Below are 22,797 nucleotides of genomic sequence, written 5' to 3' on the forward strand. Positions count from 1 at the left end.
TGAATGCGTCACCTCGACGTGGAATACCCATCAGGTAAATTGGTTAAGTTGAACAGAAGGGTTTATCTGCTTCTTTCGACCATCATATGAGATGGCGCGAACTGTTCATTGAACTCACAATACAAATCTCCTAAGCTCATTTAGTTCTTACTTTCGTAATTTCGGACATCTATTTATAAATACGCCTAGACCATCAAGAATGGTAAAGAAGTATGACACCAACGAAACAGACCCACTGGACGCTCGAGCTCTTTTGCTTACCAATATTGATAGGCTTAGCTGTCACAATCGGACTATTTTTGTCTGAAACGATATCCCAATTTATTCTCGCTGCATCGGCACCGATATTGTTAGGTTACTTCTGGCTAATAAAAATTCGCTTTCTTCCTTTCTGGCTCAAGCGTGTCGCGTTCCTAATGCCCGTGTTGCCAGTAGTTGGGTCATTTCTACTAGATACATATGGCACTAAGTCAGAAGATTATGCCCTTATGATGCTAGTGGCGGCCTTAGTATTGATGCTAGGCTTTTTGTCCATTCGAACGGTCAGTTCGCTATCGGTCTCTCAAGGTAATTTTGTTGCTGACTACGGATGGATAAGCCGCTCAACTGATAACGCTACAGTCGAAAATGCCGCTCGCCAATTACTGTATGAGTCAAACGCAACAAAGAAGACATCTTTTTGGGCGCTGTTTGGTGTGGGGTGCATAATTTTTTTAGCCGTAAACGTAATTTTGTTCGCAGGAATTATCACCAACATTGATCTACGAAGCGCTGATCGAGAAAGTAATGCAGCTTCTTATCTTCGCGATATCCAAGTGGAAAACTCCAACAGAAAACAAGCGCTGAAAGATATAGATCTGCAGATTGCTCGCCTCCAAGTCCAGTTTAATTTCGGAAGAGACAGGCAACAAGAAACGTTTGAATTCAAGGAAATTGAAAGACAGATTTCAGGACTTACGCTGGAGAAAGAAGAACTCATCGAGCGATCAAATGTCTCTAAAAGGCGACTTACGGATGCAGAGGATTTGTTGGATCAGATTAAGCGAGATCAACTACTTTTGTTAGGAAGTACAACTTCGAGTACCGAAGCGAGAGAAGCGTTAATTGCATCAGCAGTAACACGATTTGGGGTTATCGCCGTGCTCCTATTTTTCGCTCAGGCACTAATTACTCTTTATCGTTATAGCCTGAGACTGTCGAATTCTTATCAATCGAAGGCCATATCGCTAGTCCTCGCCGATGCTAAAGTCGGTGAAATTGAGCAATTGGTCAAAATATTTTCTTCCGACACAGTGATGTTCGGAAAAGAAACAGGTCTACAATTAGATCAGCTCGAAAAGATCACAGACCTGATCGCAAAGTTGAAACCTTAGCTATCCATCTTCAGCGCCGAAATAAACGCTTCTTGCGGGATATCCACTTTCCCGAACTGGCGCATCCGTTTTTTACCGGCCTTCTGCTTCTCCAGCAGCTTTTTCTTGCGCGACGCGTCGCCGCCGTAGCATTTGGCGGTCACGTCCTTGCGCATGGCGGCCAGCGTTTCGCGGGCGATGATGCGGCCCCCGATGGCGGCCTGGATCGGGATTTTGAACATGTGGCGCGGGATCAGGTCTTTCAGCTTCTCGACCATGGCGCGGCCACGGGTCTCGGCGCGGTCGTGGTGGACCATGATGGACAGCGCGTCGACCGGCTCGTCGTTTACCAGGATCTGCATCTTGACCAAGCGGTCCTCGCGGTAGCCGGTCATCTGGTAATCGAAGCTGGCGTAACCCTTTGTTACCGATTTCAGGCGATCATAGAAGTCGAACACAACTTCATTGAGCGGGAGATCATAGACAACCATCGCGCGGGTGCCGGCATAGGTCAGGTCCAACTGGATGCCGCGGCGGTCTTGGCACAGTTTCAGCACGTCGCCCAAGTATTCGTCCGGCACAAGGATCGTCGCCTTGATGCGCGGCTCCTCCAAGTGATCCACATGGGTCAGGTCGGGCATGTCGGCGGGGTTGTGCAGGTCGATCTTCTCGCCCACTTCACCGGGTCCTGCGCGCATGTAGACGTGGTAAATAACCGAAGGTGCTGTGGTGATCAGGTCGATGTCATACTCGCGCTCGATCCGGTCGCGAATGACTTCGAGGTGCAGCAGGCCAAGGAAGCCGCAGCGGAAGCCGAAGCCAAGCGCGGCGGAGGTTTCCATTTCGTAGGAGAAGGACGCGTCGTTCAGGGCCAGTTTTTCGATGGCGTCGCGCAGGTCCTCGAACTCGGAACTGTCCACGGGGAACAGGCCGCAGAACACCACGGGCTGGGACGGCTTGAAACCGGGGAGCGCGTTTTCGGTGCCCTTCTTCTCGTGGGTGATGGTGTCACCCACGCGGGTGTCCCGCACCTGCTTGATGGACGCGGTGAGGAAGCCGATTTCGCCGGGGCCAAGCTCGGGGATTTCCGTGAGCGCGGGTTTGAACACACCGATGCGGTCGACATGGTGGGTCGAGTTGTTGGAGAGCATCTTGATCCGCTCGCCCTTTTTCAGCACGCCGTCAATGATGCGCACAAGGACGATGACGCCGAGATAGCTGTCGTACCATGAGTCCACCAGCATCGCTTTCAGCGGCGCGTCGCGGGTGCCCTTGGGCGCGGGCAGACGGGTGACGATGGCCTCCAGCGTTTCGTGGATGCCCTGCCCCGTTTTGGCGGAGACCTGAATAGCGCCGGAGGCGTCGATGCCGATGACGTCCTCAATCTGTTCGGCCACGCGGTCGCAGTCGGAGGCAGGCAGGTCGATCTTGTTCAGGACCGGCACGATGTCATGGTCGGCGTCGATGGCGTGGTAAACATTGGCGAGCGTCTGCGCCTCGACCCCTTGGGAGGAGTCCACCACGAGCAGCGAGCCTTCGACGGCGCGCATGGAGCGGGAAACCTCGTAAGCGAAGTCGACGTGACCGGGGGTGTCGATCAGGTTGAGGACGTAAGCCTCGCCATCATCGGCCACATAGTCGATCCGCACGGTCTGGGCCTTGATAGTGATGCCCCGCTCGCGCTCGATATCCATGCTGTCGAGCATCTGCTCCTTCATGTCGCGCGCGGCAACCGTGTTCGTCTCTTGGATGAGGCGATCAGCAAGGGTCGATTTACCGTGGTCGATATGCGCCACGATGGAGAAATTGCGGATTTTTGAAAGCTCGGTCATGGTGCAGGATATGATTTGGTTTGCAGGGTTGGTCAATGGGCTGGCAGCATCCAAAGAACAGATACTTTTCGGGACCCGCCATGACTACGAACTTCAAAGCTGACTTTATCCAAGCTTGTAGCGAACTTTCAAAATCGGAAATGCTCGAGATTGCGAGCAGATCCGCACTAAGAGTATTTCCCGCGATCTTAGCCGGTGTCAGCACCGGCAATCATCCTCAAATACTGTTGGCGGCGCTGAGAACTCTGGTAACCGTAACGACAACCAATGACGGCGACGAAAATGATAACGGACAGAAAATATCGAACTGCCTCAGAGATTGCGCCCAAGCGGCATCTTATTTTGGAGCAAACACAGCCGCTAGGCTATCGATGCTTTCTTGTATCGACAGCCTAGAATTACTGCAGCTTCCAGACGCAAATCGGGAAAAGCAAATTGAAGGCACGTGCTTCGCTGTGGATCATGCCGCTAGATCGGCTGCGCGTCTATCTAACGCTCCCACTCGGCATCAAGAGTTGCGCAGCATTCTTCGAGGCGAGGCCCTTTCCGATATGGAAAGGGTCATGGCCTCTGGGGGCAGTAGTCTGAAAACAGTGCACCTTTGGTGTGAAAGCCCATTTCCTCCCGAGCTAAAGTCCTGCTGGCGGAAATTCTCAGGAAGTAGCTATTCGCACGACGGTACGTGGGGATTTTGGCGGTCTTGGTATCTCGGTCATCTAGACGGACATCCTTTTGCTCGAAACATCCTAACACGAATTGTTCAAGTCGATGATGTCAGCTGGCGTAAGGGGCCGGACGAGATCGCACTGCAAATTCGAGAACTCGAAGCCCGAATTCAGCTCACCAATGAGCTGCACACCTGGGATGAAACTAGCGCGGAGTTCAACCTCGCCAAGCCAGGCCATAACCTTCCGCCTGAAACGCTAGACGATCTCTCGAAATTCGAAGACCTAACGCAGGACGTCGAGCAAGAGCTTAATGAAGAACGTGCCCGTATCGGATTGCTAAACGCTATCCTAGTGAATTTAAAGAAAGTGCAGAGAGAGCTTGGCGATTTACTTGAGGAAAGTGGGAAACAGCTAGCCGTTGATGGCCTCAAAGCAGGCGCAACTGCAGGGCTTGTTGTTGTAGTTTCACAGGCTGGAAAAATTATTGAAGCGTTGGAAAGTTGGCTTCAAGCCCTGAGTGGACTGCCTATTTGATGTCGCTCTAAATCTTCAAGTTCCTCAGAATCACCACCCCAACAAATCATGGCAACAATGTGGCGAGCGTTGCTTCAGCGGAAACAATGATGCCTCCTCTAGCGGTTTGGTTCATGCATCACACCATATATAGCCTCTAACATATTGAATAATGGCAACAACTTGACGAAATCATGGCATTAATGGACAGTTAACTTCTCTGTTCTGCTGCCCCTCCAAAGGATGTTGTTAAATGTTTCGCTTAGTACTCGCTTGCCTCTGCTTGACCGTCACCGCCCCTGCGTTCGCGGGCGATCAGTCGCTTTATCCGCATGTTCACACCAACACGCCAGTCATTGCCAGCTACACCAATCCGATCAACTACCGCCCCCACAACGCCGCCGGCGACAACTACGGGCGCGGGTTTGTGGAGGCCGAGATTGTGCGCTCAACTGGCTATTCCGAAGCGAACACCAAATACGTGTCGCGCACGGTTTCCGGCGCGGGTTCGATCGAATCCGACGGACCTGTGACCGAGATATTCGTTGAGAACCTGCCAGCACTAAACTGAACCCGCCTTTTGCTTTTGGTTCCGCAGGGAAATCCACGCCCCCAGCGTTCGGGTACCCGTCAGCTTTGAAAACGTGAACGCCGTGGCGATTGAATTCGTCACGGCGTTTGCCCTATGATCGACCAACGACCGAGCGCGGGATACATCGCGCCGCAGATCATGGAGCGGGAATATGGGTTTCAAACTGGCAGTGACTACAATTGTATTGGGGCTTTGCACCAGTGCGGCCCTCGCCGGACCAATTGAGCGGGCCTGCCTGAAAGCAGATCGCAAGGCGGCGTCTCGTCCGTTGTGCAATTGCGTCCAACAGGTCGCGGACCTGACTTTGAGCTCTGGCGACCAGCGCTTGGCGGCCACCTTCTTTTCCGACCCGCACCGTGCGCAAGTTATCCGCCAGTCCGACAATAGCGGCCACGAGAAGTTCTGGAAGCGTTACAAGCAGTTTGGCGCAAACGCCGAGAGCTACTGCCGCGCCGTGAGGAGCTGAGCCACCAGCGCGTCGGCGCAGGTCTCCAGCATCGCGATAACCGGCTCGAACTTGCCTGTGTAATACGGGTCTGGCACCTCGACAGGCACATCACCTGACGCAAAAGACGACATCAAGACAACCGGCACGACCGAACCCGACGGGCGCAGGGCTTCAATGTCCTGACGGTTGGTCTCGTCCATCGCGACTATCAGATCGAAGGCATCGAAATCGATGGGGCCAATCCGGCGTGATATCTGGTTTTCGATGTCGTAGCCCTTGAGGCGTGCGGCCACGATAGCACGCCCATCAGGCGGATCACCGATATGCCAACCGCCTGTACCGGCGCTATCAATTTCCAGTTCAAGCCCGGCGCTTTGCGCCTTAGCCCGCACAATGCCTTCCGCCAATGGCGAACGACATATGTTGCCCAAACAGGCAAACAAAAGTCTATTACTCACTATAGTAGCTCCCCAGCTATACGCCTTTGTGCGTCAATTGTGGGTATGGATCAAGACTTTTGCCCTGAATGTACTAGAGTGCCGTAACGTCCCCTTTCGACCACGCGCAAAAAAGGCGGCCCAAAAAGGCCGCCTTAACTATGAGTGATATCGTGCTGTTAGCTGTCGTTAGACGCCCCGTGCTTCATCATGCCGTGACCTTTCATGGGCTTACGCTCCAGATCAACCGGCACCATCACCTCCATATCGCCAGCCTTCTCGAAGGTCAGCGTCACAGGAACCATTGCGCCCTGCTCCAACGACCCGTTCAGGCCCATCATCATCACGTGTTTGCCGCCGCGCTGCATCTCGATCATCTCGCCAGCCTCGACGGGGAAGCCTTCCTCGACATGGACCATCTTCATGACACCGTCATTTTCAAGGTGGGTGTGCAACTCGACGCGCTTGGCCGCAGGGGAAGTCGCACCGATAAGGCGGTCATCAGTGTCGGACATGTTCATTAAGGTGATAAACGCCGCGCCGGTCTTGGCGTTCGCGCTGGCGCTGCGTGCGTAGGAATCGGTGACCTTGAAGGCCATGTCGCCTGCAAAGGCAGTGGTAGAGAGGGTGGCGGCAAGCAAGGCCGCAGAGATAAATTTCAAAGACATAACTATGCCCTTTCATCTGATTGGTTGTCTGTAGATGTGAACGTTTGGGTTAGATCAACCAACAGGCGGGGCGCGGGCGTTCAGGGCGCCCTTGCTCGTCTGGACGTAAGATTGGCTGGCCTGCGCCAGCACGAGGTCCATCTTTTGCGCATCGCCGCGCAACACCATGACCGGCGGCGGGCCATCGGCCAGCATCACCATAGTGCAATCGGGGCAGATTGGTGCGGGATCGACGGGATCGCCATGCGCGTTGAGTAAAATGGTTTGCAACCCGGATCCGTTGCAGATCACCATCGCCGGCGTGCCAGCATCGCGGTCGCGCATCACCGCCATTGAGCCAGTGGTGGCAACCATGGTGAGCACGAGGAATGCAGCAAAGAGGCGGCGGATGTGGATCATGGATCTATCCATACGGTGCGTTGGCAACAGAGCCAATATGCCAAATCGCACCTCACGTGACGTTGTTCCAGATCAAACGAAAACGGCCCCGCCCATTTAAAGGACGAGGCCGCTTCTAAAGCGATACGCGGTAAGGCTTAGGCCTCGGCTTGCGCCTTCGCGATGTCTTTTTTGACTTTGAGCGCCTTAGTAGACAGCTCGATGTCTTTGGCTTTTGCCATGAAGCCGTCAAGGCCACCACGGTGATCAACTGTGCGCAGGGCAGCAGCAGAAATGCGGAACTTGAAGCCGCGACCCAAGGTCTCGGACATCAAGGTGACGTCGTTCAGGTTCGGCAGAAAGCGGCGCTTGGTCCGGTTTTTAGCATGGCTGACATTGTTGCCAGACATCGGGCCTTTGGCGGTGAGTTCACAGACGCGCGACATGTGCGTTTCCTTCCGGGTCTCAAAACAGATGAAGGCACCGCGCGTGCGATGCCCTGAATTCGGTTTGCGTGGAATAGGCGGAGATTCTTGGAGGGTCAAGAGGGGAAAGGGTGTTTTGACGTGGGAAACGCCTTGTTTCTGGCCGATATACACTCTTGGGCACGAGTCAGCTTCGATTCACACCCACACCGCCTGTAAAAACCCCAATTATCATAAGCTATCCAACATTCTGGCCGCAGCGCGATCGGGGGATAATGCCCCCTCCGAGACCTGTTGCGCGAGAGTTCTCATGGACGCTGATGCCGTCTTGTCCGAACTGATCCGCGCCAAAAGCCCTGCGCGCACCGCTTCCTCGAACCAATGTACCCCTTGCGCCTTACGGCGGGTATCCCAATGACCATGCTCCTTACGCCAGTCGCTGAGCGTCCGCATGTCCTGCCACGCCTCCTCCAGCCCCAAACCGGTCAACGCCGACACGATCCGCGCCTTGGGGAACCCTTCAGGGTCTTGGGCGCGTTTGCGCAACAAGCGCAGCGCGCCGGTATAGTCGGCCTGCGTGCGCACCGCGGCGGGCTTCAGGTCGCCATCGGCCTTGTTCACCAAGATCAGATCGGCGATTTCCATAATGCCACGTTTGACGCCCTGCAACTCGTCCCCGCCAGCGGGGGCCAGCAGCAGGATGAAGATGTCCGACATCTCGGCCACCATGGTCTCGGACTGGCCGACACCAACAGTTTCGATCAGCACCACATCAAAGCCAGCCGCCTCGCACAAGGTCACCGCCTCACGGGTGCGGCGGGCCACCCCGCCCAAATGCGACTGCGATGGCGAGGGCCGGATAAACGCGTTCGGATCACGCGACAGCAGGTCCATACGGGTCTTGTCACCAAGAATTGATCCCCCCGAACGTGTCGAGCTTGGGTCCACCGCCAGCACCGCCACCCGCAGCCCCTGCCCCGTCAGATGCAGCCCGAACCCTTCGATAAAGGTGGATTTGCCGACGCCCGGCGTACCGGACAACCCGATGCGCAAGGCTTGCGGTGCATCCACGCGCAAGGTGTCAATTAGGGCCAAAGCCTCCGCCCGATGATCGGCGCGGCCACTTTCCACAAGGGTGATTGCACGGGCCAAGGCCCGCCTGTCGCCGCCCCGTATCTTTGCCGCCATGTCTTCAATATGTTTCAAGGATGGGCGATCTTTCGCTTGTTTTCCCCGTAACTTGGGGTGTTATCCGGTGGTTTGAGGACCAATATGCCCTGAGAGGCATAAGTGATGCAACGAGGCTAAAATATGAAGCGATTTTTGACAATTCTGGGCCTCTGCGCTCTGCCGCTAACACTCACCGCGCCCCAAATGGCTGCGGCTGATGGGGCCACGGATGCTGTGTTTTCCGTCGCCATTCGCGGGATCACCGCAGGCACTCTGACGGTCAAAGGCTCCGAGAGTGGTGGCTCCTACAAGGCGTCCGGCGTCTTGCAAAGCGGCGGGCTCGTCGGGTTGGTGGCCAAAGTGAAATACACCGCCAGCGCCAGCGGACGGGTCAAAGGCAACACGTTCAGCCCTTCGCGCTATGACGAGAAGGCGGATACCGGCAAGCGCAAATCCTCCGCCTCGATGACCTATAAGGGCGGTGTGCCCTCCGTGTCGGACTATGTGGCAGGGCCGAATGTGGTGAAACCATCGACCCAGAAAGGCACCGTGGACCCGATGACCGCGCTCTATGCTGCGTTCCGCGACGTTAACAAGGACGAGGTCTGCAAGCTGGACGTCAAAATGTATGACGGAAAGCGCCGCTCGCAAGTGAAGCTGGCCACCCCACGCGCCGACGGCGACATGATCAAATGCGACGGCGAGTACCGCCGATTGGCCGGATTTTCATCGGAAGACATGGCAGAGAAATCGCGTTTTCCCTTTAACCTATACTACGCCAAGACCGCCGATGGCCGCTATCGCGTGGAAAAGGTTGTGACCCACACGCTCTACGGCAACGCAGTGATGAAGCGGAAATAGACCTTCGCGCCAAGGCGCGCTATGCGGGGGCATGAGCCTTCCGATTGAAGATGTAGTAGACGCCCTTGTCGGTCACATGACCGATAGGGGCGTTTGCGTTTTGCAGGCCCCGCCCGGCGCGGGCAAAACCACGCGGGTGCCGCTGGCGCTGCTGGAGGCGGGTGCCTTTGACGGGCGGCTGATCATGCTGGAGCCGCGACGGCTTGCGACCCGCGCCGCCGCCGAGCGGATGGCGCAGAGTTTGGGCGAACCTGTTGGCGCGACCGTCGGCTACCGGATGCGCGGCGAGGCGAAGGTATCGAAAACAACGCGGATCGAGGTGGTGACCGAAGGCATCCTGACCCGCATGATCCAGAGCGATCCTGAACTTGCGGGCGTGGGCTGCGTGGTGTTCGACGAATTCCACGAGCGGTCCCTGAATGGCGACTTGGGGTTGGCCTTGACGTGGGAAGCGCGCGGGGCGTTACGGCCCGACCTGAAACTGATGGTGATGTCGGCCACCTTGGACGCGGAACCCGTGGCGAAATTGTTGGGCAACGCACCAGTCGTGACCTCCGACGGGCGCGCGCATCCGGTCGAGACCCGCTGGCTGAACCGCCCGTTGCACAAGGACATCCGCTTCGAGACGGCAACCGCCGATCTGGTGAACCACGCGGTAAGTGAGACCACAGGCGGCGTCTTGGTGTTCCTGCCCGGCGAAGGCGAAATCCGGCGCGTGATGGGCATGCTCCATGTGCCGAAAGATGCCGTTGTGCGCCCGCTGTTCGGCGCGCTGCCGTTCAAAGAGCAACGCGCGGCGATTGCGCCAGAGGACGGCGTGCGCAAGATCGTGCTGGCAACCTCGATTGCCGAAACCTCCCTAACCATCGAGGACGTCTGCGTCGTAGTGGACGCAGGACGCGCGCGGCGGGCGCGGTTCGACCCCGGCTCCGGCATGTCGCGGCTGGTCACCGAGAAAGTATCGCGCGCCGAGGCCACCCAGCGCCAAGGCCGCGCGGGACGGGTTCAGGCAGGCGTGTGCTACCGGATGTGGACGAAGGCCGAGGAAGGCGCGTTGCCTGCCTTCCCGCCTGCCGAGATCGAAGCGGCGGACTTGACGGGGCTGGCGCTGGAGCTGGCGAACTGGGGCGCGGCACCGGAGGAGTTGGCATTCCTGACACCTCCGCCGGAGGGTGCGTTCAACGAAGCGAAAGCCCTTTTGCGGATGCTGGGGGCGTTGGACAGCGACCGGATCACCGACCACGGGCGCAGCTTGGCCGCGATGCCGCTGCATCCGCGCTTGGGGCATATGCTGGCGATGTCCGGTGGGCGTGGGCCTGCGCTGGCGGCTCTGTTGGCGGAACGCGACCCGCTGGGGCGCAGCGCGGGGACGGACATCGCAGCACGCATGAAGCTACTCAGCGGCACGGTGCCACCCCACGCCAATCGCGGCGTGCTGGAACGGGTACGAGCAGAGGCCAAACGCCTCAAGCGCTTCGCTGGCAGCTCCGAGCGCAGCTTGGGCGAGATGGCCGCCCTCGCCTACCCCGACCGCATCGGATTGCGGCGTGCGGGTAAGGACGCGCGCTATGTTTTGTCAGGTGGCAAAGGCGCGATGATCGACAACGGCGACGCACTGGCGGGGCAACGGTTGATCGTGGCGCTTGATCTGGACGGCGATGCGCGGGAAGCCAAGGTGCGGCTGGCCTGCGCTTTAAGCGAGGCAGAGTTACGCGGCCTCTATGCGGACCAGATCGAGTGGGTCGAGCTGTGCGAATGGTCGAAACGCGACCGCAAGGTGCTGGCCCGCAGGCAGGAACGCTTCGGGGCGTTGGTGCTGGACGACCGCACGTGGAAAGACGCGGACCCCAACCATATGGCGCAAGCGATGCTGGAAGGGATACGCCAATTGGGCCTCACATCGCTCAACTGGTCGAAACCCGCGCGCTACCTACGGGCGCGGGTTCTCTATATGCGCGACGGCATGCCGGACTGGTCGGACGAAGGGCTGTTGAACAGCCTAGAAGACTGGCTGCTGCCCTATCTGTCAGGCGTCCGCTCGGCGGAGGATTTGAAAGGCGTCAACGTCGCAGAAGCCCTGCGCGCCGCGCTCAACTGGGACCAGATGCAGGCATTGGACGCAGGTGCGCCCGCGAAATTCACCACGCCCTTGGGGCGTGATCTGGCGCTGGATTACGCACACGGGACCCCTGCCCTTGAGGTGCGCCTGCAAGAGATGTTCGGCGTCACACAGCACCCGCGCACGGGGCCGGACCGGCTACCGTTGAAAATCACACTCCTGTCGCCCGCGTCAAAACCCGTGCAGGTCACCACCGATTTGCCGGGGTTCTGGGCTGGCTCCTACGCCGACGTGCGCAAGGACATGCGCGCGCGGTATCCGCGCCACCCATGGCCCGAGGACCCCACCGTCGCCGACCCCACCTTGCGCGCCAAGCCGCGCGGGACGTAAGCGGGCTGGACAGTGCGGCACCGACCGTTAGTGTTTGAGGCGACCCAAATTCGGAGGCCCGCGTCATGACACTCGCCAACAGCAAATTCGGCACCGCTCAACCTGTGAAACGCCTTGAGGATTCACGCTTCCTGACCGGCCATGGCCGCTATCTTGACGACACGGTGCCCAGCGGGGCGCTGTTCGGCTTCGTGTTCCGCTCCTCCGTTGCTCATGCCGAAATCACCGATCTAGATACCACCGAAGCGGAGGCCGCAGAGGGCGTGCATCTGGTCCTGACAGCCGACAGCTTCGAGGCCGCAGGTGGCACCAACAAAATGGGCGCGTCGATCATTTCCAACCGTGACGGCACCCAAGGCGCCGCCCCCGTGCGGCCCATTCTGGCGACGGGGCGCGTGCGTTTTGTGGGCGAGGCGATTGCGATGGTCGTGGCGGACAGTCTGGAGCAAGCAAAGGACGCCGCCGAGTTGATCGGGTTCGACTATGACGATTTGGACGTTCATATGGACGTCTCCGAAGGCGGCGCGGCGATCCACCCGGAGGCCCCGAACAACGTCGCTTATGACTGGGGGATCGGCGATGCGGAAAAAACCGACGCCGCATTCAAGGCCGCAGCCTTCACCACCAAGGTCGAAATCGGCGACAACCGGATCATCGCCAACTCCATGGAGCCGCGGGGCTGTTGGGCCGCGATCGAGGAGGACCGCTTGCGCATGGAATATTCCGGCCAAGGCGTCTGGGGCCTGAAAGGCTCGCTCGCCTCTACGCTGGGGATCGACAAAACGGACGTGCATGTGACCACCCCCGACGTGGGTGGCGGCTTCGGGATGAAGGCGTTTGACTACCCCGAATATTTCATGGTGGCCCAAGCAGCCCGCACCCTTGGCCGCCCCGTGCGCTGGCAAGCCGACCGCACGGAATCGATGCTAACCGACAACGCGGGCCGCGATCTGGTGTCCACAGCAGAGCTGGCATTCGACGCAAACCACAAAATCACCGCCTACCGCGTCAACGCGGTTAGCAACATGGGCGCGTATAATTCAACCTTCGCGCAGTTCATCCAAAGCGATCTGGCCTCCAAGGTTTTGATGGGCGGCTATGACGTGCAGGCCGCGTATTTCTCGAACCAAGGCATCTATACCAACACCACCCAAGTCGACGCCTATCGCGGCGCAGGCCGCCCCGAGGCGATCTATGTGCTGGAACGCGCCATCGACTACGCAGCCCGCGAATTGGGCGTGGACGCGATGGAGCTGCGGCGCAAGAACTTCATTCCGGCGGACAAGTTCCCCTACACCTCGGTCACCGGTGAACTCTATGACGTGGGCGACTTCCACAAGGTCTTGAACCGCACCGAGCAAGAGGCCGACATGGCAGGCTTCACCGCACGCAAAGCCACCTCAGCCAGGGCGGGAAAACTGCGCGGGCTTGGCGTGTGCTACTACATCGAAAGCATCCTCGGCAGTCCCGACGAAACCGCGCATGTGGAGTTCGCAGACACAGGCCGCGTTAACCTTTACGTAGGCACCCAAAGCAACGGCCAAGGCCACGAGACCGTCTATGCCCAGATGCTGCACGAATACACCGGCATCGACATTGACCTGATCGACATCATCCAAGGTGACAGCGACCGGATCGCCAACGGCGGCGGCACGGGCGGCTCCCGCTCGGTCACCACGCAAGGCACCGCAAACAAGGCGGTGGCGGAGAAGACCATCGACACGTTCCGACCTTTTGTAGCCGAGCAGTTGGGCGCACATGAAGTCGCCTTCGAGGACGGCGCGTTCCGCACCGAAAGCTCCAACACGGTAATGACCCTGATCGAGGCCGCAGACGCCGCCCGCAACGAGGGCCGCGACGACTTGCTGAATATCTCCGCCAGCACCACCCTGCCCGGCCGCTCTTACCCCAATGGCTGCCACGTGGCGGAGGTCGAGATCGACCCCGACACCGGCGTGACCGAGGTGGTCAAATACACCGTGGTGGATGATTTCGGCGTGTTAATGAACCCGATGATGGCCGAAGGCCAGGTCCATGGCGGCGTGGTGCAAGGCATCGGGCAGGCGATCAGCGAGCATGTGGTCTACGACGAAGATGGCCAGCTTTTGACCGCGACGTTCATGGATTACGGCATGCCCCGCGCGGCGGACATGCCGATGATCGCGTTCCACTCGGAGCCGGTTCCATCCACCGCCAACGTGCTTGGTATGAAAGGCTGCGGCGAGGCGGGAACCGTGGGGGCCTTGGCCGCCGTAGCCAACGGTGCGCTGGACGCCATGTGGGAACGCGGCGTGCGTCACGCAGATATGCCGTTCACCCCGCAACGGGTGTGGCAGATGCTGGGCAGCACATAGATGTGCGACGCGTCAGGCACTGCAATCGGCACCGTCCAGATCGAAAACGCCCGCACCCGCGTGACCGAATGGCGCTTCAAGACACGCGGCGACAACACGGGCTGGCACAGGCACGACTATGATTATGTGGTGGTGCCATTGTTCGACGGCGCTTTGGAAATCAGGCTGCCGGATGGCGAGGTGATCACCGCGCCCATGCAAAACGGCGTGCCATATTTTCGCGAGTTGGGCGTCGAGCACGATGTGCTCAGCGCCAATGACTTCGAATGCGCGTTCATCGAGATCGAGTTTCTGGAAGCCCCAAGCAATGGCGCGTGACCCAAAAGACAAACCAAATCTAGACGCTGCCTACGCGCTGGAAACGCCAGAGGACAACCGGCAGCTCTATGGCGATTGGGCCGAGACCTACGACCAGAGCTTTGCGCAAAACATGGACTACCAACTGCCCGCCCATGTGGCGCGGGTGTTTACGGAGCTTGGCGGGATCGGTCCCGTACTGGATGTCGGCGCAGGCACAGGGCTGCTGGCCAAGGCTCTAAGCACATGCAGTGACGTCGTGATCGACGCGCTGGATCTATCCGCGGACATGTTGGCGATGGCTGGCCAGAAGGGAATTTACCGCACGCTGATCCAAGCCGACCTGACCAAGACCCTGCCGATTGAGCCCGCGCAATATGGCGGCATCGTCAGCTCCGGCACCTTTACCCACGGGCATGTCGGGCCGGATGCGTTGGACAAGCTGATCGCGCTCGCGCGTCCTGATGCGGTGTTCGTTCTGTCGGTCAACGCGGAACATTTCGAGGCGCGGGGGTTCGCGGCGAAGTTCGAAGCGCTCGCACCCAAGATCACCGACTACCATCTGCGCACGGTGTCGATCTACGGAGCGAACGGTGACCGCGCCCACACACATGACAAAGGCCATCTGGCTGTGTTCCGTCGGGCGTAACATCCATGAATAATATGTGAAGCACCTTGACTGGAAGCCGTTCTCGGTTCCTCCTAGGATTAGTAAAAGGTTCGAATTGGAGTGAGTAACGTGCGCTGGTATAAGGGAATGGAAAGGCTTGGCGGATATGTCCGCCCCATGTCTGACCGTCTCAAATCCCTGGTGGGCTTCGGCCCGGAACCGCGTTCGGTTCACCCGAAAGGCACCCGCGGGCCAGTCACCCACGTGATCATCCTCGACGGAACCATGTCCACCTTGGAAAGCGGCTTTGAAACCCACGCCGGAATGACCTTCCGGCTGTTGTCGGAGATGGCCCCGAACAAAGCGCTGTCGCTGAAATACGAAGCCGGCCTCCAGTGGCAAGGCTTACGCCGCGCAATAGACATTATGGCGGGCGTCGGCATCAACCGCCAGATCCGCAACGCCTATGGCTTCATCGCCTCGCGCTACCGCCCCGGTGACCGCATTTTCCTGTTCGGCTATTCACGCGGGGCCTATGCCGTGCGCAGCCTTGCGGGCGTCATCGATCAGGTCGGCCTGCTGCGCGCCGACTGCGCCACCGAACGCAACGTGCGCCAAGCCTATCGCCACTACCGCAGAAGCCCGACATCGAAGGCCTGCAAGGCATTTCACGAACAGCATTGTCACAAGGAAGCCAATATCGAGATGATCGGCATCTGGGACACCGTTCGCGCCTTGGGCTTCCGCGCGCCGTTCCTGTGGCGGTTCTCACCGGTGGAGCATGAATTCCACAACCACTCGCTTGGCTGTGCGGTCAAGAACGGCTTCCACGCGCTGGCGCTCAACGAGACCCGCCGCGTGTTCGAGCCGGTGATGTGGGAAAGCCGCGAAGGCTTTGAAGGCGTGTTGGAGCAGGTCTGGTTCAAAGGCGCGCATGGCGATGTGGGCGGCCATTTGATGGGCTATGACAAAGCACGACCCCTCGCCAATATCTCGCTCGTCTGGATGCTGGAGAAAGCCGAAACCTGCGGCCTGCCCCTGCCCGATGACTGGCGCGCACGATTCCCGCGCGACGTCGAAGCCCCGTCTGTGGGCACGTGGCGGCACTGGGGCAAACTGTTCTGGCAAAGACGCGCCCGCGTGGTCGGCCGCGACCCGTCGGAGCGGTTGCACCCAAGCGTCGTCAACAGCCCGCAAGGCTTCGTGCCCGCCAGCAAGGCGCAGCTCAAAGCCGCCTCGCGCGGCTAAAGCTCCGTGCGCACGCGCCACAACTCCGGAAACAGCTCCACCTCCAGCATACGTTTCAGGTAGCTGACGCCCCCCGTCCCGCCTGTCCCACGTTTGAAACCGATCACTCGCTCCACCGTGGTGACATGGTTGAACCGCCAACGGCGGAAGTAGTCCTCGAAATCCACCAGCTTTTCGGCTAGCTCATACAGCGCCCAATGCGCCTGCGGGTCGCGGTAAACCTCCGCCCACGCCGCCATCACCCCGTCGCTAAAAACATGAGTGCCAGACACGTCACGCTCCAAAACCTCCCGCGGCACATCAAGCCCTGCCCGCGCCAAAGCCCGCACCGCCTCATCATACAGCGACGGCTGCGCCAGTTCCGCGTCAATTTTCTCCATAATATCCGCGCGATGCGCATGCGGCTTGATCATCGCGGGGTTGCGGTTCCCCACCGCAAATTCAATCAGCCGATACTGCCAAGACTGAAACCCCGAGGACTGCCCCAGATCATCACGAAACGCCGTGTATTCGCTGGGCGTCATGGTCCGCAGCACGTCCCAAGCATTGTTCAACTGCTCGAATATCTTCGCCACGCGGCTCAGCATCTTGAACGCCGGTTGCAGCTGATCTGCGCGAATGGCGTCCCGCGCAGCACCAATTTCATGCAAGGCCAGTCGCATCCACAATTCAGACGTCTGGTGCTGGATGATAAACAGCATCTCGTCATGGGTGTCGGTCAGGCACTCCTGCGCCCCCAACACCATGTCCAGCCGAAGGTAGTCGTTATACGACATCCGCCCGTCAAAACGCATCTGCGCGCCTTCCTCGGCGGGGTCATACGGGGTGTCCGTGGTCATGGCGGCGTGCTCCTGAATGTGACGATCACCGCATGGTATCGCCCCCCGCGCCGGACGCAACCAAAGCCGCCCCCACCAAAACACCCGATCAGCCCTTTTCCACCCCGCCCCGTCGCGGTATGACCTCGGTAACTCCAAAAGGGGACCGATATCATGGCCATGGAAAAGACATTCAACGCAGCCGAAGCCGAAAGCCGGCTCTATGACGCTTGGGACAAGGCGGGCTGCTTCACCGCCGGTGCCAACGCCAAGCGCGCCGAAACCTTCAGCATCATGATCCCGCCCCCCAACGTCACCGGCGTCTTGCATATGGGTCACGCCTTCAACAACACGTTGCAGGACATCCTGATCCGTTGGAAACGCATGCAAGGCTACGACACGCTCTGGCAGGCAGGCACCGACCACGCAGGTATAGCGACCCAGATGGTAGTGGAGCGTGAACTGGCCAAAGACGGCAAGAAGCGCACCGACATGACCCGCCCCGAGTTTCTGGAGCATGTCTGGGCGTGGAAAGAACAATCCGGCGGCACCATCCGAGATCAGCTCAAACGCCTCGGCGCGTCGTGTGATTGGTCGCGCGAAGCCTTTACCATGTCCGGCAACTTCCCCGACGCGGTGATCAAAGTCTTCGTCGAGATGTATAACAAAGGCCTGATCTATCGCGGCAAACGCCTCGTCAATTGGGACCCGCATTTCGAGACCGCGATCTCCGATCTGGAGGTCGAGAATATCGAAACCTCCGGCCATATGTGGCACTTCAAATACCCGCTGGCGGGCGGCGAAACCTACGAATATGTCGAGAAGGACGAGGACGGAAACGTCACCCTGCGCGAGACCCGCGACTACATCTCCATCGCCACCACGCGGCCCGAAACCATGCTGGGCGACGGCGCGGTTGCGGTTCATCCAACAGATGAGCGTTATGCGCCAATCGTTGGAAAACTATGCGAAATTCCCGTTGGACCGAAAGAGCATCGCCGCCTGATCCCGATCATCACCGACGAATACCCCGACAAGAATTTCGGCTCCGGCGCGGTGAAAATCACCGGCGCGCATGACTTCAACGACTACCAGGTCGCCAAGCGCGGCGGCATCCCGATGTATAACCTGATGGACACGAAAGGCGCGATGCGATCTGACGGCAAGCCCTACGCTGAGGAAGCCGCCGTGGCGCAAGAGATCGCCAATGGCGAGCGCGAGTTCGGCGAGCGTATGGTCGCCGCAATGAACCTCGTCCCGGACGCCTATCGCGGCATGGACCGGTTCGAGGCCCGCAAAGCCGTGGTCGAGGATATCACCAACGAAGGGCTGGCCGTCATGGTCTCCGTCCCCGTGATCGACGAGGAGGACGGGCAGGAAAGCTCCAAGCTGGTGCCTTACGTCGAAAACAAGCCGATCATGCAACCCTTCGGCGACCGCTCGAAGGTGGTGATCGAGCCGATGCTGACCGACCAATGGTTCGTGGAGACCGACAAGATCGTCGGCCCTGCTTTGGATGCGGTGCGCAATGGCGACGTGAAGATCATGCCCGACAGCGGCGAGAAGGTGTATTTCCACTGGCTGGAAAACATCGAGCCTTGGTGCATTTCACGCCAGCTCTGGTGGGGCCATCAAATCCCCGTCTGGTACGGCTTCGACCTGAATGCCGCAGGCTTCAAGGACGATGAAGGCGACGGCGATCTGGATTCGGTAGAGATTGGCCGTTTGCTAACCAACGACGCCATCGCCGCCAACCCCGATGTGCATCACTGCGCGACAGAATTTGACGGCGTCACCGGACAGTTCGAAAACATTCTGGCAAAGCTGCCGATGCCCCTGAACCACGCGCGCCCGGTCGAGGTCGCCGACCGCGCCGAGGCGCTGCACCAGTTCGCGACAGGTCTGGCGGAATATAACGTCACCCAAGACCCGACGAAGCTGGTCTACCCGATCTGGCGCGACGCAGACGTGCTGGACACGTGGTTCTCTTCTGGCCTCTGGCCCATCGGAACGCTCGGCTGGCCCGAACAGACGCCGGAACTCGCGAAATATTTCCCGACCTCCACCTTGGTCACGGGGCAGGACATCCTGTTCTTCTGGGTCGCTCGCATGATGATGATGCAACTTGCGGTTGTGGACCAAATCCCGTTCGACACAGTCTACCTGCATGGCCTCGTGCGCGACGCCAAAGGCAAGAAGATGTCGAAATCCACCGGCAATGTGGTCGACCCGCTGGAGATCATCGACGAATACGGCGCCGACGCCCTGCGCTTCACCAACGCGGCCATGGCGTCGCTCGGCGGCGTGCTGAAAATGGATATGCAACGCATCGCCGGTTACCGCAATTTCGGCACCAAACTGTGGAACGCCGTGCGCTTCGCCGAAATGAACGAGGCCTACGGCTTGCCCGACACAAAGCCGACGCAAAGCCGACGCCCCGCAGACCTCGAATTTACGGTCAATAAATGGATCGTGGGAGAGACCGCCAAGGTCCGGATGGAGGTCGATCAGGCGCTTGAAAGCTACCGCTTTAACGACGCCGCGGACGCCCTTTACAAGTTCGTCTGGGGCAAGGTCTGCGACTGGTATGTGGAGTTCTCAAAGCCGCTTCTGCTCGATGGAACCGACGCCGAAAAGCTTGAGACCCGCGCGACCATGGCATGGGTGCTGGACCAGTGCATGATCCTTCTGCACCCGATCATGCCCTTCATCACCGAAGAGCTTTGGGGCGAGACCGCCAAGCGCGACAATATGCTTGTCCATCAGGATTGGCCCACTTATGGCGCTGAATTAGTTGATAAAAATGCCGACGCGGAAATGAACTGGGTGATCTCACTCATCGACACAGTTCGCTCTGCACGCGGTGAAATGCACGTCCCCGCTGGCCTCAAGGTGCCGCTGGTTCAGGTCGATCTCGACCCCGCAGGCCGCACCGCTTTCGCTAATAACGACGCCTTGATCCTCAAGCTCGCCCGCATCGAAGGCGTCACCGAAGGCCCCGCGCCAAAAGGCTCCGTCACGATCCCCGTGGCGGGCGGCAGCTTCGCGCTGCCCCTGGCGGGCATCATCGACGTGGATGAAGAAAAAGCGCGGCTGGAGAAAACTTTAGGTAAACTGGCCAAGGAGTTAGGCGGTTTGCGAGGCCGCCTCAACAACCCCAAATTCGCCGAAATCGCCCCCGCCGACGTGGTCGAAGAGGCTCGCGAAAACCTTGCTGCGCGCGAGGAAGAAGAGGGCAAATTGAAAACCGCACTCGCAAGGCTGGCTGAATTGGGATGACGCCCTGTCTCCATTTGGTCTCAAATACTCAAACTCCATCGCCTGCAAAAAGCGTCGCGATTTGAGTATTTTTAACCAAATGGAAACAGGAATCGTGCTTCACCTAAGGTCCGGTACAGGCTGGAGAGCCGATGGCCGGACCGGATGGAGACCGCCAAGCGCGATCTTCGGAGTGCGGCTGGGGGATACCTCAGCCGCCTTTTCCTAAGATTTCTTGGACATGCCTCGCATGACAGCGGCCATTTGATCCGGTTTACCGATCAGGGCAGCCTGTTCTACGGATTCAGCCATCAGAATGCTGGATGTCGTGCCCGTTTGCGCCCCCGCGATCAGCCGCTTTGCGGCGCGAACGGCGCTTGGGCTTTGCGCGGCGATTTGCTTTGCCAGCTCCATCGCACGGGCCAGCGGATCCTCGGAGACCTCTGTGACCAGCCCGAAGGCAAGCGCCTGCTCGGCCTCCACAATCTCCGCCGTGTAAGTGAGCCTGCGCAACACATCATCGCGCAGCACCTGTGGGAACAGCGTCATGCCGCCCATGTCAGGCACCAGCCCCCATTTCATTTCCATGATCGACAGTTTGGTTTCGGGCCCGGCCACACGAATATCGGCGCCGATGGCCAACTGCATCCCAGCACCAAAACAAACCCCGTGAAGTGCCGCGATGACAGGCACCCCCAGCTTGCGCCACGCGAGAGAAAATTCCTGAAACCGGTTGGCATCCCCATGGGTGCGGCGGATGATGACCTCGTCCATGTCCTGACCCAAAAGGCTGGAGAGAGACGTGATGTCGATCCCCGCACAAAACGCGCGCCCCTCTCCCGACAGCACTACGCAATTCACATCCGCACCGCGCAAGTCCTCGGCGGCGGCAAGAACCTCATCCAGCATATCCAGAGAAATGGCATTCATCTTCTCAGGGCGGTTTAACGTCACCCTTGCAATGCCGTCGGCAATATCGGTTGTAACCAAGCTCATGGCGCAAAGCGTAGCGGCAAGGTTTAGCGCAGGCCAGTGTTACCTAACGATACGCTCCACCGCACGCATCATGCCGAGCGCCTTGTCATAGACCAACTCCAGAATGACCCGCGGTTTGCGGGCTTTGATAGCGATCGGAACCGCGCGGCTGGCACTTGTGGCCAGAGTTGCGGCCATGAAGCCGCGGCGTGTGAGGTGTGGCATGGATAAACCCTCCGTCCTTTCTAGATGGGGGTCCGCGCGCCCACTTGCAAGCAACGCCAAAACGCGGTCAAACTCTGACGCATGAATAGACCGCCCCTTACCCCGCTTGCCGAAAGCCTTCCTGCCTCCGTTCCATTCGTGGGGCCTGAGGCCATAGAGCGGGCGAACGGGACGCATTTCAAAGCCCGCCTTGGTGCGAATGAAAGCGTTTTTGGCCCGTCACCCAAGGCGATTGCCGCAATGAAGATCGCCGCCTCCGAGGTGTGGCAATATGGCGACCCCGAGAGCTATGACTTGCGCCATGCGCTGGCGGCGCGTCACAGCGTCGGCCCTGAAAATGTCATGGTCGGCGAAGGCATCGACGCATTGCTGGGCTATCTGGTGCGGCTTTACGTGGGACAAGGAACGGCTGTCGTGACCTCAGCAGGGGCATACCCGACCTTCAACTACCATGTGGCGGGGTTCGGCGGCGATCTGCATATGGTCCCATACCGCGACGACCACGAAGACCCTGACGCATTGCTGGCGAAAGCCCGCGAGACCGGTGCGCGGCTGATCTATTTCGCCAACCCCGACAACCCGATGGGCAGCTGGCATGACGCTGTCGCGGTGCAACGGATGATCGACGCGGTGCCGGACGACTGCCTGCTGATATTGGACGAAGCCTATATTGAGTTGGCCCCCGAAGGCACTGCGCCAGCGCTCGACATGTCCAACCCCAACGTGATCCGCATGCGCACCTTCTCCAAGGGGCACGGCATGGCGGGTTCGCGGGTGGGCTATCCGTTGGGCGAGGCGGAAAACATCAGCACCTTCAACAAGATACGCAACCATTTCGGTATGTGCCGGATCAGCCAAGCAGGCGCTTTGGCCGCCTTGCGCGATCAGGGCTACCTGTCCGAAATCTGTGCCAAGGTGGCCGCGTCCCGTGACCGGATTGCGAAAATCGCGCGTGACAACGGGCTGACGCCCCTGCCCTCGGCCACCAATTTCGTCGCAATTGATTGCGGCAAGGACGGCGACTACGCCCGCAAGGTGCTCGCCGGATTGCTGGTTCAGGGCCTGTTCGCCAGGATGCCTTTCGTCGCCCCGCAAGACCGCGCCATCCGCATCAGTTGCGGCACCGAGCAGGACATGAAACTGCTGGCAGATGCCTTGCCGAAAGCGCTGACCGCCGCCGGATAACGCAAACGCGACTGTTCTTTGCCAAAAGCCGCGC

At 59.2% G+C, this 22,797-nt stretch carries 21 protein-coding genes; 12 read left to right on the forward strand and 9 right to left on the reverse strand.

From position 1 onward, the window contains the following. Nucleotides 1-212: 212 nt before the first annotated feature. Nucleotides 213-1,373, forward strand: a complete 1,161-nt coding sequence (locus BCF46_RS03275; protein ID WP_121021658.1) for a hypothetical protein — start codon at nucleotides 213-215, stop codon at nucleotides 1,371-1,373. Here the strand turns inward: BCF46_RS03275 and lepA are convergent. Further along, nucleotides 1,370-3,184, reverse strand: coding sequence for a translation elongation factor 4 (gene lepA / locus BCF46_RS03280; protein ID WP_121021660.1), 1,815 nt, complete (start codon nucleotides 3,182-3,184; stop codon nucleotides 1,370-1,372). The genes BCF46_RS03275 and lepA overlap by 4 nt on opposite strands. Before the next feature lie 80 nt (nucleotides 3,185-3,264). Between lepA and BCF46_RS03285 the strand changes: the two genes are divergently transcribed. The 3 genes from BCF46_RS03285 to BCF46_RS03295 all read left to right on the forward strand — a co-directional run bounded on the left by BCF46_RS03285 (nucleotide 3,265) and on the right by BCF46_RS03295 (nucleotide 5,423). After that, complete coding sequence (locus BCF46_RS03285; protein WP_147435933.1) at nucleotides 3,265-4,386, forward strand: hypothetical protein; 1,122 nt, start codon at nucleotides 3,265-3,267, stop codon at nucleotides 4,384-4,386. A gap of 232 nt (nucleotides 4,387-4,618) precedes the next feature. Then, a complete protein-coding gene (locus tag BCF46_RS03290) occupies nucleotides 4,619-4,936 on the forward strand; it encodes a hypothetical protein (RefSeq protein WP_121021664.1) in 318 nt (105 codons plus the stop codon). 172 nt (nucleotides 4,937-5,108) lie between these two features. Next, the gene (locus BCF46_RS03295) at nucleotides 5,109-5,423 is read left to right on the forward strand and encodes a hypothetical protein (RefSeq protein ID WP_121021666.1); all 315 of its coding nucleotides are present in this window, start codon (nucleotides 5,109-5,111) and stop codon (nucleotides 5,421-5,423) included. On the opposite strand, the gene BCF46_RS03300 is transcribed toward BCF46_RS03295, so the two are convergent. The 5 genes from BCF46_RS03300 to meaB form a co-directional block, all read right to left on the reverse strand. Beyond that, nucleotides 5,399-5,863 carry a low molecular weight protein-tyrosine-phosphatase gene (locus BCF46_RS03300; RefSeq protein WP_121021668.1) on the reverse strand — a complete coding sequence of 155 codons (465 nt, stop codon included), beginning with the start codon at nucleotides 5,861-5,863 and terminating at the stop codon, nucleotides 5,399-5,401. The two genes, BCF46_RS03295 and BCF46_RS03300, sit on opposite strands and share 25 nt — an antisense overlap. A 158-nt stretch (nucleotides 5,864-6,021) precedes the next feature. Beyond that, entirely contained in the window at nucleotides 6,022-6,510 is a 489-nt protein-coding gene (locus tag BCF46_RS03305; RefSeq protein WP_121021670.1) for a copper chaperone PCu(A)C, read from the reverse strand. 54 nt (nucleotides 6,511-6,564) lie between these two features. Then, nucleotides 6,565-6,909, reverse strand: coding sequence for a hypothetical protein (locus BCF46_RS03310; RefSeq protein ID WP_121021672.1), 345 nt, complete (start codon nucleotides 6,907-6,909; stop codon nucleotides 6,565-6,567). Between the two features lie 137 nt (nucleotides 6,910-7,046). Then, complete coding sequence (rpmB, locus tag BCF46_RS03315; RefSeq protein ID WP_121021674.1) at nucleotides 7,047-7,334, reverse strand: 50S ribosomal protein L28; 288 nt, start codon at nucleotides 7,332-7,334, stop codon at nucleotides 7,047-7,049. A 210-nt stretch (nucleotides 7,335-7,544) separates the two neighbouring features. After that, the gene (gene meaB / locus BCF46_RS03320; RefSeq protein WP_121021676.1) at nucleotides 7,545-8,501 is read right to left on the reverse strand and encodes a methylmalonyl Co-A mutase-associated GTPase MeaB; all 957 of its coding nucleotides are present in this window, start codon (nucleotides 8,499-8,501) and stop codon (nucleotides 7,545-7,547) included. A gap of 123 nt (nucleotides 8,502-8,624) precedes the next feature. Between meaB and BCF46_RS03325 the strand changes: the two genes are divergently transcribed. The 6 genes from BCF46_RS03325 (at nucleotide 8,625) to BCF46_RS03350 (ending at nucleotide 16,302) form a co-directional block, all read left to right on the forward strand. After that, nucleotides 8,625-9,344, forward strand: a complete 720-nt coding sequence (locus BCF46_RS03325) for a DUF3108 domain-containing protein (RefSeq protein ID WP_245989752.1) — start codon at nucleotides 8,625-8,627, stop codon at nucleotides 9,342-9,344. 31 nt (nucleotides 9,345-9,375) lie between these two features. After that, entirely contained in the window at nucleotides 9,376-11,793 is a 2,418-nt protein-coding gene (gene hrpB / locus BCF46_RS03330; protein WP_121021677.1) for an ATP-dependent helicase HrpB, read from the forward strand. A 65-nt stretch (nucleotides 11,794-11,858) separates the two neighbouring features. Next, on the forward strand, nucleotides 11,859-14,147 hold the full coding sequence (locus BCF46_RS03335; RefSeq protein ID WP_121021679.1) for a xanthine dehydrogenase family protein molybdopterin-binding subunit: 2,289 nt from the start codon (nucleotides 11,859-11,861) through the stop codon (nucleotides 14,145-14,147). Continuing rightward, nucleotides 14,148-14,465 carry a cupin domain-containing protein gene (locus BCF46_RS03340; RefSeq protein WP_121021681.1) on the forward strand — a complete coding sequence of 106 codons (318 nt, stop codon included), beginning with the start codon at nucleotides 14,148-14,150 and terminating at the stop codon, nucleotides 14,463-14,465. After that, nucleotides 14,455-15,093, forward strand: coding sequence for a class I SAM-dependent DNA methyltransferase (locus tag BCF46_RS03345; protein WP_121021683.1), 639 nt, complete (start codon nucleotides 14,455-14,457; stop codon nucleotides 15,091-15,093). The genes BCF46_RS03340 and BCF46_RS03345 overlap by 11 nt, the downstream gene beginning before the upstream one ends. A 138-nt stretch (nucleotides 15,094-15,231) precedes the next feature. Beyond that, a complete protein-coding gene (locus BCF46_RS03350; protein WP_121021685.1) occupies nucleotides 15,232-16,302 on the forward strand; it encodes a DUF2235 domain-containing protein in 1,071 nt (356 codons plus the stop codon). On the opposite strand, the gene kynA is transcribed toward BCF46_RS03350, so the two are convergent. After that, entirely contained in the window at nucleotides 16,299-17,141 is an 843-nt protein-coding gene (gene kynA, locus BCF46_RS03355; RefSeq protein WP_121021688.1) for a tryptophan 2,3-dioxygenase, read from the reverse strand. The two genes, BCF46_RS03350 and kynA, sit on opposite strands and share 4 nt — an antisense overlap. Before the next feature lie 153 nt (nucleotides 17,142-17,294). Here kynA and BCF46_RS03360 point away from each other — a divergent pair, with 153 nt between their 5' ends. Then, nucleotides 17,295-20,399 (forward strand): valine--tRNA ligase, encoded by a 3,105-nt coding sequence (locus tag BCF46_RS03360; RefSeq protein WP_121021689.1) that lies wholly within the window; start codon nucleotides 17,295-17,297, stop codon nucleotides 20,397-20,399. Nucleotides 20,400-20,603: 204 nt separating this feature from the next. Here BCF46_RS03360 and BCF46_RS03365 read toward each other — a convergent pair whose 3' ends face one another. Both BCF46_RS03365 and BCF46_RS03370 read right to left on the reverse strand, forming a co-directional pair. Continuing rightward, the gene (locus tag BCF46_RS03365; protein WP_121021691.1) at nucleotides 20,604-21,374 is read right to left on the reverse strand and encodes a crotonase/enoyl-CoA hydratase family protein; all 771 of its coding nucleotides are present in this window, start codon (nucleotides 21,372-21,374) and stop codon (nucleotides 20,604-20,606) included. 39 nt (nucleotides 21,375-21,413) lie between these two features. Beyond that, nucleotides 21,414-21,578, reverse strand: a complete 165-nt coding sequence (locus BCF46_RS03370; RefSeq protein WP_121021693.1) for a Tat pathway signal protein — start codon at nucleotides 21,576-21,578, stop codon at nucleotides 21,414-21,416. Between the two features lie 81 nt (nucleotides 21,579-21,659). Between BCF46_RS03370 and BCF46_RS03375 the strand changes: the two genes are divergently transcribed. Beyond that, nucleotides 21,660-22,763, forward strand: coding sequence for a pyridoxal phosphate-dependent aminotransferase (locus BCF46_RS03375; protein WP_121021695.1), 1,104 nt, complete (start codon nucleotides 21,660-21,662; stop codon nucleotides 22,761-22,763). The last annotated feature ends 34 nt before the right edge of the window (nucleotides 22,764-22,797 follow it).

Source organism: Litoreibacter meonggei (assembly GCF_003663885.1).
Taxonomy (GTDB): Bacteria; Pseudomonadota; Alphaproteobacteria; order Rhodobacterales; family Rhodobacteraceae; genus Litoreibacter; species Litoreibacter meonggei.